The following is a 13835-nucleotide window of genomic DNA, read 5'->3' on the forward strand; positions in this document are numbered from 1 at the left end:
TGAAAATGAAGGAGTGTTTACGAAGTAAATGTATTAATTATAACTTAATTGTTGACCATTTACTAACATTGAGTGGAGAGATTCTGCCTAATGTTTCTATAGTTTCTGTTAATTCAACTTTTGGTCCGCCCGATAATATAGAGACTATTTCATCCGCTTTTGCATCAAAAAAAACTCTTGTAATAAATGCATTTGGACGCACTTTGTAAATTTTTGAAAGTGTATTTATTGCCCCAATAATAGTTTCCTTTGAGCCTTTAACATCAGTACTCATTGTATCTAATCCTTCTCTATGGTACTGATATAGTGCTTCTCTGTAGGCATCAAACGTCCCAGATAAAAGATCGCTTACTAAAAAGTATCTATTTTGGTTGCTGTCTGCTTGGCTCCAACCTTTGTAGCCACTTTGTTGCGCTACGGTCATAATTTGTTGGGCAACTTCGTAGTGTTTATTTCCACCCAGTAATGTATACGTGTCAGCATCAAATCCAAGAATCATATAGCTGTAATACGCTAAAACAGAAACCAAATTAGAATCAAAGTTTGTAGGGTTGAATAGTAAATTTTCAAATTCAACATAGCGAAAACTAAAATCGTTATCGTTATAATTAAATACTGGTGAAGCATAGGTAGAATTAAAAACGGGTCTAGTAGATTGAACTTGTAAAGTTGCCGTAAACTGATTAGAATCATAGGTATTTATGATAATAACCATTGAGCATTCAATTTTTTCATTTGCTTTGAATTCATCTCCTGTCCAATCCGTTTTATTTACAAAATCAGTTATTGACGTTTCTAAGTTTTTAAAAATCTGATTATTCGTCGTAGCGATTTTATCAGAATTAATATCCACCTTACAATTTAGTTGTTGTGCCTGAATAGTTCCAACAAAAAGCAATAAAAGAAAACTAATTCTATTTTTCATAATGAGTAATTACTTTATTCATAATATCTATTGCAACCAATTCTTTTGATTTTAAATCCATTGGCTCTACTAAAAAATTTTTGTCAATGAATGTAATTTTGTTAGTAGACTTTCCAAAACCAGCTCCTTCATCTTGAAGTGAATTTAAAACAATCAAATCTAAGTTTTTTTTCTGAATTTTCAGCTTAGCATTCTCGATTTCATTCTCTGTTTCTAATGCAAAACCAATTAGAAATTGCTTTTTTTTACTTTGCCCAAGCGAAGCCAAAATATCCTTTGTCTTTTCAAGTTCTATAATAAACTCGGCGTCTGATTTTTTAATCTTTTGATTTGAAACTAATTTAGGTTTATAATCTGCTACAGCGGCGGCACAAATGGCTACATCGACGGAGGGAAAATAGTGATGACAAGCATCATACATTTCCTTTGCCGAAGTAACTCGAATTAAATTAATATTTGAATCTTGAACAGACAAATGAGTTGGTCCCGAAATCAAAATTACTTTTGACCCTAGATTTGCAGCGCTTATAGCTATATCAAATCCCATTTTACCAGAGGAATGATTTCCAATAAATCGAACAGGATCAATTGCTTCATAAGTTGGTCCAGCTGTGATAAGTATTATTTTTCCTTTTAAAGGTAATTTGCTTTCTAAATCTTTTTCTAAAAAAGCAATGATGTTTTCTGGTTCTGCCATTCTTCCTTCGCCAGACAATCCGCTGGCAAGCTCACCGGTTTCTGCTGGAATGATTATGTTTCCAAACTGTTTTAAAGTTGTAAAACTTGAAACTGTAGAAGGATGCTTATACATGTCTAAATCCATAGCTGGAGCAAAATATACGGGACATTTAGCCGATAAATAAGTAGCGATTAAAAGGTTGTCACAATTGCCATTTACCATTTTAGACAACGTATTGGCCGTTGCGGGAGCAATAAGCATTACATCTGCCCAAAGTCCGAGTTCAACATGATTAGTCCATTGTGCGTCCTCATCTTCTTCATTAAAAAAAGTAGCATGTACCGGATTTTTAGAAAGTGTAGATAATGTTAACGGAGTTACAAAATCCTTAGAAGCAGGTGTCATTATCACCTGGACATGTGCACCTGCTTTTATAAATAATCGAACTAACGATGCAGTTTTGTAAGCAGCAATTCCTCCAGAAATTCCGAGTAGTATTTTTTTACCGCTTAAAACAGACATCGTAATTAGTCTTTTGTAGTATCTCTGTAATAAATCTTATCATCAAGCCATTCTTGGACAGCTAATGCATGTGGTTTTGGTAATTTCTCGTAGTATTTAGATACTTCGATTTGCTCTTTATTTTCAAAGATTTCTTCAAGACTATCGTTATAAGTAGCAAACTCTTCTAATTTTTCAGTCAATTCTTTTTTAATTTCAGAATTAATTTGATTGGCTCTTTTAGCCATTATTGTTATTGCCTCGTAAACATTGCCAGTACGCTCTTCAATTACAGTTTTGTTATAAGTAACTGTGTTTACTGGTGCATTCGTCTTTTTTAAATCCATGACTTTTTTATTTAGAATATTGTTTTAAATCGTTTTCAATACGGGCTAACATTTCGTCAGCTTTTGATTTGTATTCGCTATCTGCTTTAAATTTAATCAAACTTGTATAAGCATTTTTGGCATTCTCAAGTCTTTCTTCCATTTTTGAAGGAACGCTATTTATTGCCAAAAGATAGGATGAATCTAATTTGTAATACAACGCCTTTTCTTTATACGGAGTTCCAGGAAAATTGATTAAGAAGTTATCAAAAGCTACCATTGCAGCTTTGTAATCTGCAATATTGTAATATATCTTTGCGTTTTCAAATGACTTTTTTTCTAATTTTTCTCTAAGCCCTTTGATTAAACTATTGGCTTCTGCTAAATTTTGCCCTTCTGAGTATGTATCAATATAATTTTGAAGTTTATCAATTGCTTTGTATGTATCTGTTTGGTCTAAGCTATAAAAAGGAGACAAAAAAGTGAAAGACTTTGCTCCTAAAAATGAAGCTTCCTCAATCTTTTCGCTTTTTGGATAACTAGCAACAAAACTCTCAAATTGGTAACCTGCTAAATAATACTGTTTTGTTTTATATAAGGATTGTGAATACATATAAAACATTTTTTCAGCTGATGGCTTTCCTTTGAATCCGGGCGCAATTTGTTCAAATAATCGTATTGCCTTACTATATTTATTTGCTTCATACATTTTTGTAGCAGAACCAAACTTTACAGCTACATCTTCCGATTTAAGTGCATTTTGATATTCGCTACACGATGATAAAAAAAGTAATAAGGCGAATGATGCTAAAAATTTCTTCATTTATATATTTAATTCAACTGATTTTAAACACTTTTTGTATTTTAAAAATCAACTGCAAATTTAGGTATAAATTGTTGATTACAAAATATTTTTTTTTGCTTCAATAAAACTACATTTTAGAAATTTTATTGGTAAAATTAGACAAGCGAATGGCCAAATCTTCATTCACATTTACTAAGGGTAATCGCACTGTATTCTGTGACAACCCTAATGATTTAAAGACTTCTTTAATTCCAGCTGGATTACCTTGCTCAAATATCAAGTCAATACAATCTGCCAAGAGATAATGTAATTTATAAGCTTCGTCCACCCTTTTGTTAAGACCAAGGTGCACCATTTCTGAAAATTGTTTTGGAAAACCTTCTGCAATTACTGAAATAACGCCTGAACCACCAGCCAAAATCATTGGTAATGTAATCATATCATCACCAGAAATTACCAGAAAATCTTTTGGTTTGTCTTGAATCAATTTCATAGCTTGCACAATATCGCCTGCTGCTTCTTTTACGGCAACAATATTATTAAAATCGTTTGCTAATTGAATAATTGTGGATGGAAGCATATTGCTTGACGTTCTTCCTGGAACATTATACAAAATAACCGGAATTGGAGACGCCTCTGAGATCGCTTTAAAATGTTGATAAATTCCTTCTTGTGTTGGTTTATTGTAATAAGGAGAAACGGATAAAATCGCTTCGAAGTTTGAAAAATCTCTTGATTTTAATTCTTCTACAACTTCTGCAGTATTATTACTGCCAACACCAAGTACTAATGGTAATCTGCCTTTATTGGCGTCAATGATAGTTTTTATGACAAGCTCTTTTTCGGTTTTTGATAAAGTTGCGCTTTCGGCAGTGGTTCCAAGAACTACTAAATAATCAATACCGTTATCAATTTGAAAATTTACAATGGCTTTTAGCGCATCAATATCTACAGAGAAATCTTTTTTGAATGGGGTAATAAGCGCAACTCCAGTTCCTATTAATGATTGCATGTTATATTTTATTTAGAATTTTTAAATATTTGAACAATTCGTCCATAAAAATCTTATAGTTTTCAGCATTGGTACTAATCATAAAATGATTTAATCTTTTATCAATTGAAGCAAAACCTACTTTAAAACTTGCTTTAGACAAATGGGAAACCAAAAGCAAAGACACTTTTTCAGTGTCATAATAATTTATCAATAAATCAAAAGGTTCATTTACAAATTCTTTGACGACTTTTTTATCAATAGTTCCTGTCCAGCTCAAATCTTTATTGCTAAAAACCGGATAATCAAAAACCTCATTTTTTTTAATTTTATCCTTAAAAACTAGGATTTTTATATCGTCTTGAGCAATACCATTTTCAATTAAAGCTTCAACCATTGCTTCTCTTTCATAAAAATAGCTTTCGTCAAAAATAATTCCAACTTTTTTTATAATAGCATCTGTTGCTGTGTGTTTAACATTAGATAAACTATTTTTAACTATTTTTTTTGTCGCAAAATCCTTGAAGTGATTTAAAAACATCCTACTTTTACTTGAATTACAAATTTACTAAAATTAGTGCCGAAAACGATGGTAAATCTAAAAAACTATAACGGTGTTGTAAAGCTTTTTGTTTTATTATTAACATTTATTGCTGTCATTTCATGTGCCCAAAAGAAATATGTAATCACCAGAATTGAAGGAAAACAAATTGGAATTACAGACAAGAATTCTGAAGTAGCTGATATTGAAAACTTTATAAAACCGTATCGTAGTAAAATTGATGCTGATTTGAATAAAATTTTAGCAAATGCACCTGAAACGATCGACAAATCTGGAGAATGGCAAACGCCTATGGGTAACTTTTTAGCTGATATTACTTTCGAAAAATCGGACAACGTATTTCAGATGCGCGAGAAAAAATCGATTGATATTTGTTTACTGAATAATGGTGGAATTCGCAGTATTATTCCAAAAGGCGATGTGACAGCTCGAACAGCTTACGAAGTAATGCCTTTTGAAAATAATGCCATTGTCATTGCGTTGAAGGCAGATCAAATTATAGAAATGATTAGCTATATCATTTCTGAAAAAAAACCACATCCGTTGCAAGGAATGACTTTTACGATTGACAATAACAACCAGCCTAAAAACATTTTGGTGCAAGGAAAGCCATTAGATGACAATACAATTTATTATGTAGTGACTTCTGATTATTTGTCAAATGGCGGAGACAATATGCTTTTCTTCAAAAAAGGGGTTGCCCAATATAATATAGATTATAAACTTCGAAATATCATTATTGATTATTTCATGGAAAACAAAATCATCACAGCAAATAAAGACGTCAGAATTTCCAAAGAATAGTTCACTACTTTTTCAGCATTATAAAGATGCTGAACTTCTGAAATGAATTTAGATGTAATTAATTCAGTATCAATGAAACGAAGAAATTTTATACAAAACACTGCATTAAGTTCTGCATTTTTAGGACTTGGAGGCTTATCGTTGAGTAGTTTTAAATCGGCAGACACAACCCATTTGACGGTGCTTCATACCAATGATGTTCATAGCTATATTGATCCATTTCCTGCTAATCATCCTAAAAACCCAAATATGGGTGGAGTTGCCCGAAGAGCGGCTTTGATTGAAAGTATTAGAAATGAAAATCCTAATGTATTATTATTAGATGCTGGTGATATTTTTCAAGGAACACCCTATTTCAATTATTATGGTGGTGAATTGGAATTTAAATTAATGAGCATGATGAAATATGATTTGGCCACTATAGGAAATCATGATTTTGACAACGGAATTGAAGGTTTATACAAGCAATTGCCCAATGCAGAATTTGAGTTTGTTTCTGCTAATTATGATTTCAAAAACACCATAATGGACGGACATGTTAAACCCTTTAGGATATTTCATAAAGCAGGAATAAAAGTTGGTGTTTTTGGTATTGGTATTAAATTAGATGGTTTAGTTGACAAGAAAAGCTATAAAGAAACTATATACAATAGCCCATTGGAAGTTGCACAAGACATGTCTAGGATTTTAAAACACGAACACAAATGCGACTTGGTCATTTGTCTTTCGCATATTGGGTATAAATATAAAGGGGAACCCGATAAGATTTGTGATTTTAAATTAGCTGGTTTAACAAAGAATATAGATTTGATAATTGGTGGTCATACGCACACTTTCTTAGATAAACCTACCGTTCTGAAGAATATTGATGGTCAGGATGTTTTGGTAAACCAAGTTGGGTGTTATGGCATTAATCTTGGTCGTATTGATTTTTATTTTGATGATGATATTTCTAAGATTGCATCAGGGAAAGCGATAGTGGTTTAATAAAACGTAGTAATTCATTTGGATAACATATTTAAAAAATCAAATTCAGTGATAATGGGAATTTTCAATTGATTGGCCTTATCTAATTTGGCTGGTCCCATGTTTTCTCCCGCTACAACATAATCTGTCTTGGCAGAAATGGAACTTCCTACCTTACCTCCATTATCTTCTATAGCTTTTTTCAAATCATCTCTTGAGAATTGCTCAAATACACCCGAAACGACAAAGATTTTTCCAGTAAGTTTGTCCGTAGCATTTGGATTGAATTTTTCGACCAATTCCAATTGAACTCCAAATTGTTTCAAACGTTCTATAATTTTGATATTTTCTTGATTTTCAAAAAACTCAATAACACTTTGGGCAATCTTCTCGCCAATTTCGTCTACCAAAATTAAATCCAATAGCGATGCATTTTGAATAGCATCGATGGTTTTGTAATGTTTTGCAAGTTTTTTAGCGACCGTTTCTCCAACATAGCGAATACCAATAGCATACAAAACCCTTTCAAACGGAACCTCCTTTGATTTTTGAACTCCATTAATTAAATTTTCAGCCGATTTTTGGGCCATTCTTTCCAATGGCAAAATTTGTTCAACCGTTAATTCATATAAGTCGGCATAATCTTTTAACAAACCGTTATTGAAAAGTAACGCCACAGTTTCGCCACCAAGTCCTTCAATATCCATGGCTTTACGAGAAATAAAATGTTGAATTCTGCCTATTATTTGTGGTGGACATCCATAGAAATTTGGACAATAGTGATTGGCTTCGCCTTCGGTTCTAATTAATTCAGAATGACATTCTGGGCACCGTGTGATGTATTCCGTTTTTTTTGATTCTAGGGTTCTTTTGGCAAAATCAACAGCTATAATTTTTGGAATAATCTCGCCGCCTTTTTCGACGAAAACAGTATCGCCAATGCGAATATCCAATTTTTCTATTTGATCTGCATTGTGCAAAGAAGCCCTTTTTACAATGGTTCCGGCCAACTGAACGGGTTGTAAATTAGCGACTGGAGTTATCGAACCAGTTCGTCCCACTTGATAGGAAATAGAAATTAATTTTGTTGAAACTTGTTCCGCTTTAAATTTATAGGCCATAGCCCAACGTGGAGATTTGGCCGTATAACCCAATTCATCTTGATGCTGAAAACTATTTACCTTGATGACTACACCATCGGTTTCATAAGGCAAATCATGCCGATGTGTATCCCAATAATTGATATAGTCAAAAACTTCTTCAATAGTATGCGCTAGCTTTGCTTGTTTCGGCACTTTAAAACCCCAGTTTCTAGCAGCTTCTAATCCTTCATATTGACTAGCAACATTCAAATTATTACCCACAATAAAATAGAGCAAACATTCTAGCGGTCGTTTGGCAACTTCACTACTATCTTGTAATTTTAAACTTCCAGATGCGGTGTTTCTTGGATTGGAATAGGGTGTTTCACCAATTTCTATTAATTCCTGGTTCATCTTTTCAAAACCTTCAAATGGAAGAATTATTTCGCCTCGAATATCAAACCTTGAAGGATAAGTTCCTTTAAGTTGTAATGGAATAGATTTTATGGTTTTAATATTATTCGTTACATCATCGCCCTGAAATCCATCACCACGTGTCACAGCACGAATTAATTTTCCGTTTTCATAAGTAATAGAGATAGAAGCACCGTCATATTTTAACTCACAAGTATATTGCAACGGAACATTGCCAAGCACTTTTTGAATTCGGGTTTCCCAATCGATTAAATCTTCTTTAGAATAGGAATTATCTAGAGAATACATTCGGTAATCATGAACAACCGTATGGAAATTTTTAGTAATCGTTCCGCCTACTCTTTGCGTTGGCGAATTTTCATCAAATAATTCTGGGTGCTGATTTTCTAAATCTTGTAATTTTGTTAGTTTTTGGTCAAATTCAAAATCAGATATCGTTGGACTATCCAAGACATAATAATTGTGATTATGTTGATTGAGTTCCTCTCGTAAATCTTGAATAGTTTTTTTAACATCCATAAAGAAATTGGCTATACTAGTTGCAAATTGTGAGCACTAAAATAGCCAATATTTTTGAAAAATAAGGAATATACTTTACGATTGAATTATTCCATTAATTTGCAGGTATAATTGACCGTCACTCAAAATCGCTCCCTCTGTAATCAAATCAAAAATTGCCTTATTTCGTTTGGTTTGATACTCTTTTTTTCCTGTATGAATTTCAACAGTATCGGTAAACATATTATCACTCAACCATTGTAATCCTTCTTTTTGCATAAAATCAACTTGTGGTTCCAGGGCTTTTAAAACTATAGACTGAATTAATTTTTCCTGACAATGAAAAAGGAAAATATGGTTTTTTGAAAAATGTTCTAAATAATGAGCATTGGTTAAAACACCTTCCCAAATTAAATCAGAGAAAACATCGAGTTCTTGTTCGGCAACTTCTGGTCTATTTGCTTTAATGGAATCCCATTCGGTTTTATCGATTGATTGAGTGGCTAGAAAATTTGAAAACTCTTTATGCAATGCCTCAAATTGTTCTTTGGTTAATCTTTTGTATTTCATTTATACTGAACTCGTTTCAGTATCTATTTTATAAGATACAATTATTAATAAAAAAGAATCTAAAATAAATTCAGATTAAAAAAAATCCCGATTTCGTTTTTGGAACGAGACGGGATTTAATATAGGTATAGCGAAATATTAAACTTCAGCTACAATTTCATAAGGTAATTCAATTACTACATCTCTATGTAGTCTTACGCTTGCAGTGTATTTACCTGTACGTTTAACCAATCCACTAGTAATGAATTTTCTATCAACCGTTTGACCAGCAGCTTCTAGCGCTGCAGCAATGTCGATGTTAGAGATAGATCCAAATAATTTTTCTCCACCAGCTTTTGCTGTAATTTTAATTTCGATGGCTTTTATAGCTTCACCCAATGCTTTTGCATCGTTTACTACTTTAGCTTCTTTGTGTGCTCTTTGTTTTAAATTTTCAGCTAAAACTTTCTTCGCAGAAGGAGTTGCCAATGAAGCAAAACCTTGTGGAATTAAAAAATTACGACCGTATCCGTTTTTTACGTTTACTACATCGTCTTTAAAGCCTAAATTTTGAACGTCTTGTTTTAAGATTAATTCCATGTTGTTGTCCTTGTTATAGAAGTTAGTCTCGTTGCATTGCAACGAGACAACAAACTGAGTTTATATTATTTTAATAAATCGGCCACGTATGGCATTAAAGCTAAGTGACGCGCTCTTTTGACAGCAACTGACACTTTTCTTTGGTATTTTAATGAAGTTCCAGTTAAACGACGTGGTAAAATTTTACCTTGCTCGTTAACGAATTTCAATAAAAAATCGGCATCTTTATAATCGATGTATTTGATTCCTGATTTTTTGAAACGACAATACTTTTTAGTTTTGTTGGTTTCAATATTTAAAGGAGTAAGATATCTGATATCTCCGTCTTTCTTTCCTGAAGCTGATTGTTGTAAATTTGCCATGATTAGTTTGCTTTTGCTTCTTTTAATTTAGTTCTTCTTCTTTCTGCCCAAGAGACAGCGTGTTTATCTAAACTTACAGTTAAGAAACGCATAACTCTCTCGTCACGTCTAAACTCAGTTTCAAAAGCGATTAAAGCTTCTCCTGATACTTGGAATTCGAATAAATGGTAAAAACCACTTTTCTTGTTTTGGATTTCGTAAGCTAGTTTTTTCAAGCCCCAATCCTCTTTGGATACCATCTTTGCTCCTTTTGTCGTAAGAAAATCTTCGAATTTGCTTACTGTTTCCTTTACCTGAACTTCAGATAAAACGGGATTTAAGATGAAAACAGTTTCGTAATGATTCATAATAATTATGATTAAATTTTAAATTGGGCGCGAAGATACAAAAGTTATTTTGAATAATAACCACAAGCTGCGTTAAATCGTCTAAAAGTAAAAAATATCGTTTAAAAGCAAAGATAATCGACGAAATGCTTGGTGAATTAAAAAAAAGTATTTATTTTTACAAAACCAAATCTATAATATAAAAAATTATGAAACTAAATTGTGTTGTTGTCGATGACAGTTCTATTCAAAGGATGATCATCGCAAAGTTAGTAAATAATCACCAAAACCTACATTTAGTTGGTGATTTTTCTAATGCAATTGAAGCAAAAAATTGCATGTCGGTCCATACAGTTGATCTTATCTTCCTAGATATTGAGATGCCTGTAATCAGTGGATTTGATTTTCTTGACGGTTTAAAAGTTAAACCGCAAATTATTTTTATCACGTCAAAGGCTGAGTATGCTATGAAAGCATTTGATTATGATGCTACGGACTACCTACAGAAACCGATAGCGCTTGATCGTTTTAATTCCTCTGTTCGAAGGGCAATGGATTTCCATATGCTTAAAAAAGAAAATCAAGAAGAAGAAGGAGAACATATCTTTATTAAGAGTAATCTTAAAAAACTTAAAATTTATACCAATAAAATTAAGTGGATTGAAGCTTATGGAGATTATGTAAAAGTAGTTACAGACGAAGATAGTAATCTTGTATTGTCTACGATGAAATCGTTCGAAAATGATTTATCGAAAGAAAAATTTATCAGAGTTCACAAATCTTATATTATTAATATAGATAAAGTGGAACGATTTAATAGCAAGTTTGCTGAAATTGGTGTTACCAAAATACCGCTAAGCAGGAACAAAAAAGAAGATTTAATTAAAGCGTTGGCTTTGGCTTAAATTTATTCAATAAAAATCGACGTTTACAGTAACTTTTATAGTTCTGTATTTTGAAACCGAATCAAAACTATTCAGTATTTTCTGGGTAGTTTTTTTTGTGGCTTGAATCGAAATGTCTACTGGAATCTTAATCATTATGGTTCGAATGTATTCATTTCGAATTCTGCCAATAGCTGGTTCTTCCGGACCAAGAACAGGAATCGTCAAATTTTGTTGCAAAACCTGATATAGCCACATCGAACCTTCTTTCAACATCTCAAAATCACGATGTTTTAAGGTGAGTCGTATCAAACGATAAAATGGCGGATAGAAATAAATATTTCTTTCATAAAGTTGTTCCTTATACATGCCTTCATAATCATTATTCGTGACTTGCTGAATAATATTATGCAACGGATTATAAGTCTGAATAATAACCTTACCGCGCTTCTCTGCCCTTCCTGAACGGCCTGCCACTTGAGTCATCATCTGAAAACTTCTTTCAAAAGCCCTAAAATCGGGATGATAGAGCATATTATCCGCATTCATAATCCCAACTAAAGATACATTATCAAAATCCAATCCTTTAGCAAGCATTTGCGTTCCCACTAAAACATCAATTTCTCTATTCTTAAATCCGTCTATGATTTTCTCAAAACTGTATTTACCTCGAGTGGTGTCTTGATCCATTCGTTTAATATTCTTCTGCGGAAATAATTCGGCTAACTCTAATTCTATTTGTTCCGTTCCAAAACCCTTGGTTTCTAAGTCAACGCTCGAACAAATGTGACAATTCGTTGGTTTACCCATATTATACCCACAATAATGACAACGCAATTGGTTTTTGTATTTATGAAAAGTCAAACTCACATCACATTGTGGACATTGGGGTACGTGACCACAAGTCATACATTCTAAAACCGGTGAAAATCCACGACGGTTTTGAAATAAAATGACTTGTTCACCATTGGCAAAAGCATCAGTGATATTTTCAATCAAAGTTAAACTAAAATGTCCCTTCATCTTTTTTCTGAAATAGCTGTCTTTTAAATCAACCAACTGAATTTCAGGCATTGGGACTTTACCAAACCGTTCTCTTAAAGTGACTAATCCAAATTTTCCGCTAGTCGCATTATAATACGTTTCTATACTTGGCGTTGCAGAACCTAATAAAACTTTGGCTCCGCCCAGTTGTCCATTGGCTTGGGATGCTTTATGTGCATTTGCCAAAACTATCGCAGCATCACGAGCATGATATCGAGGTGCTGGATCTTGTTGCTTAAAAGTTGGTTCGTGCTCTTCGTCAACGATAATTAATCCCAAATTGGAGAAAGGCAAAAACAAAGCCGACCTTGCTCCTATTACCACTTGAGCTTTTTCGGAAATATTTAATACTTGATTCCAAACTTCCACTCTTTCGTTATTACTGTATTTAGAATGAAAAACAGCCACTTTATTGCCAAAATATTGGGTCAAACGAGAAACCAATTGAGTGGTCAAAGCAATTTCGGGCAATAAATACAACACTTGCTTTCCATCGGCTATGTAATTCTCAATAAGTTTAGTATAGATTTCTGTCTTACCACTCGAAGTTACACCATGAAGCAAACAAACCTCTTTTTCAGTAAATGATTTTTTAATTTCAGTAAACGCAATTTGTTGTGAATCACTCAGTAATAGTTCATTGTCGATTTTGTTTTTATCAAAATTTACTCTGTCTTCTTGAATATAATATTCTTCAAATACTTGTTTATCAACCAAAGCTTTTAAGATAGTGGCAGATGTTTGTGCCGCTTCCATTAATTGCTTCACCGAAATTGGTTTCTTTTGCTTCGCCAGTTCGCTATTACTCGGATCTTGTGCTTGTAATTGGAAATACTGAAGCACGAGATTTTTTCTTTTTTCAGATTTTAAATTATTTAGCAGCTCAATTAAATTATTTTCATCTAAATAATTTTCGTGCAATCGAATATAGCGAATGAGTTTGGGTTTATATTCCTCTTGAATTTCTTCTTCGAGTGAAATGATATTTTTATGAATCAGTCTTTGAATGACTGGTAAAACCGTTTTCTTATTGAGAATATCAATAATGTTTTGAACCTTTAATGAACTTTGGTGTTGCAATGCTTCATATATTAAATACTCGTCATCAGTAAGAGAGCTTTCATCAACAAAAATTTCTTTTCGTTGCGAAATAATAGTTTCACTTTCTAAAATTAATGCCGATGGCAAAGCACTACGATACACATCGCCAATGTTACACATATAATAGGACGCAATCCAAAACCAATGATTGATTTGAAATTGGTTTACAATTGGTTTTTCGTCAAGAATTTGATGTATTTCTTTGGCCTCGTAAAGTGTTGGTGCATTTTGATGTAAATCGATTACAAGTGCGGTATAGATTTTACTTTTTCCAAACGGAACCGCAATACGCATTCCTTTTTTTATAAAATTAAATTCTGATTCTGAAACTTTATACGTAAAGGTTTTAGGTACCGAAAGTGGTACAATAACTTCAATGAAGTAATTCATTTTTT

The 13835-nt window shown here is 32.7% G+C and carries 15 protein-coding genes; 3 read left to right on the forward strand and 12 right to left on the reverse strand.

Annotation, left to right across the window (positions count from 1 at the left end; translation table 11 throughout):
- Positions 1-37 precede the first annotated feature (37 nt).
- From ACIQ2L_RS06175 to ACIQ2L_RS06200, 6 genes are all read right to left on the reverse strand, one after another.
- Positions 38-925, reverse strand: coding sequence for a DUF4835 family protein (locus ACIQ2L_RS06175; protein ID WP_396157268.1), 888 nt, complete (start codon positions 923-925; stop codon positions 38-40).
- Positions 915-2126: a bifunctional phosphopantothenoylcysteine decarboxylase/phosphopantothenate--cysteine ligase CoaBC gene (gene coaBC, locus ACIQ2L_RS06180; protein ID WP_396157269.1), complete on the reverse strand. Its 1212-nt coding sequence runs from the start codon at positions 2124-2126 to the stop codon at positions 915-917. The genes ACIQ2L_RS06175 and coaBC overlap by 11 nt, the downstream gene beginning before the upstream one ends.
- Positions 2127-2131: 5 nt before the next feature.
- Complete coding sequence (locus ACIQ2L_RS06185) at positions 2132-2452, reverse strand: DNA-directed RNA polymerase subunit omega (RefSeq protein ID WP_284652222.1); 321 nt, start codon at positions 2450-2452, stop codon at positions 2132-2134.
- Positions 2453-2459: 7 nt separating this feature from the next.
- Complete coding sequence (locus ACIQ2L_RS06190; RefSeq protein WP_396157270.1) at positions 2460-3254, reverse strand: outer membrane protein assembly factor BamD; 795 nt, start codon at positions 3252-3254, stop codon at positions 2460-2462.
- Positions 3255-3363: 109 nt separating this feature from the next.
- Complete coding sequence (gene dapA, locus ACIQ2L_RS06195; protein WP_396157271.1) at positions 3364-4248, reverse strand: 4-hydroxy-tetrahydrodipicolinate synthase; 885 nt, start codon at positions 4246-4248, stop codon at positions 3364-3366.
- Between the two features lies 1 nt (position 4249).
- A complete protein-coding gene (locus tag ACIQ2L_RS06200) occupies positions 4250-4768 on the reverse strand; it encodes a DUF6913 domain-containing protein (protein ID WP_396157272.1) in 519 nt (172 codons plus the stop codon).
- A 48-nt stretch (positions 4769-4816) separates the two neighbouring features.
- On the opposite strand from ACIQ2L_RS06200, the gene ACIQ2L_RS06205 reads away from it, so the two are divergent.
- On the forward strand, positions 4817-5593 hold the full coding sequence (locus ACIQ2L_RS06205) for a 5'-nucleotidase C-terminal domain-containing protein (RefSeq protein ID WP_396157273.1): 777 nt from the start codon (positions 4817-4819) through the stop codon (positions 5591-5593).
- A 72-nt stretch (positions 5594-5665) separates the two neighbouring features.
- Positions 5666-6580 (forward strand): bifunctional metallophosphatase/5'-nucleotidase, encoded by a 915-nt coding sequence (locus ACIQ2L_RS06210; protein WP_396157274.1) that lies wholly within the window; start codon positions 5666-5668, stop codon positions 6578-6580.
- 14 nt (positions 6581-6594) lie between these two features.
- Here ACIQ2L_RS06210 and ligA read toward each other — a convergent pair whose 3' ends face one another.
- From ligA to rpsF, 5 genes are all read right to left on the reverse strand, one after another.
- Positions 6595-8595, reverse strand: coding sequence for an NAD-dependent DNA ligase LigA (ligA, locus tag ACIQ2L_RS06215; protein WP_396157275.1), 2001 nt, complete (start codon positions 8593-8595; stop codon positions 6595-6597).
- 75 nt (positions 8596-8670) lie between these two features.
- On the reverse strand, positions 8671-9144 hold the full coding sequence (locus ACIQ2L_RS06220; protein WP_396157276.1) for a DUF6495 family protein: 474 nt from the start codon (positions 9142-9144) through the stop codon (positions 8671-8673).
- 138 nt (positions 9145-9282) lie between these two features.
- Complete coding sequence (rplI, locus tag ACIQ2L_RS06225) at positions 9283-9723, reverse strand: 50S ribosomal protein L9 (RefSeq protein WP_396157277.1); 441 nt, start codon at positions 9721-9723, stop codon at positions 9283-9285.
- A gap of 65 nt (positions 9724-9788) precedes the next feature.
- Positions 9789-10085, reverse strand: a complete 297-nt coding sequence (rpsR, locus tag ACIQ2L_RS06230) for a 30S ribosomal protein S18 (protein WP_136152299.1) — start codon at positions 10083-10085, stop codon at positions 9789-9791.
- 2 nt (positions 10086-10087) lie between these two features.
- Positions 10088-10432: a 30S ribosomal protein S6 gene (gene rpsF, locus ACIQ2L_RS06235; protein ID WP_396157279.1), complete on the reverse strand. Its 345-nt coding sequence runs from the start codon at positions 10430-10432 to the stop codon at positions 10088-10090.
- 188 nt (positions 10433-10620) lie between these two features.
- Between rpsF and ACIQ2L_RS06240 the strand changes: the two genes are divergently transcribed.
- Positions 10621-11316, forward strand: a complete 696-nt coding sequence (locus tag ACIQ2L_RS06240) for a LytR/AlgR family response regulator transcription factor (protein ID WP_396157280.1) — start codon at positions 10621-10623, stop codon at positions 11314-11316.
- A 6-nt stretch (positions 11317-11322) separates the two neighbouring features.
- Here the strand turns inward: ACIQ2L_RS06240 and priA are convergent, their stop codons facing one another.
- The gene (priA, locus tag ACIQ2L_RS06245) at positions 11323-13830 is read right to left on the reverse strand and encodes a primosomal protein N' (RefSeq protein ID WP_396157282.1); all 2508 of its coding nucleotides are present in this window, start codon (positions 13828-13830) and stop codon (positions 11323-11325) included.
- Between the last annotated feature and the right edge of the window lie 5 nt (positions 13831-13835).

Origin of the sequence: Flavobacterium sp., from assembly GCF_044369455.1 — a bacterium.
In the GTDB taxonomy this organism is placed as follows: Bacteria; Bacteroidota; Bacteroidia; order Flavobacteriales; family Flavobacteriaceae; genus Flavobacterium.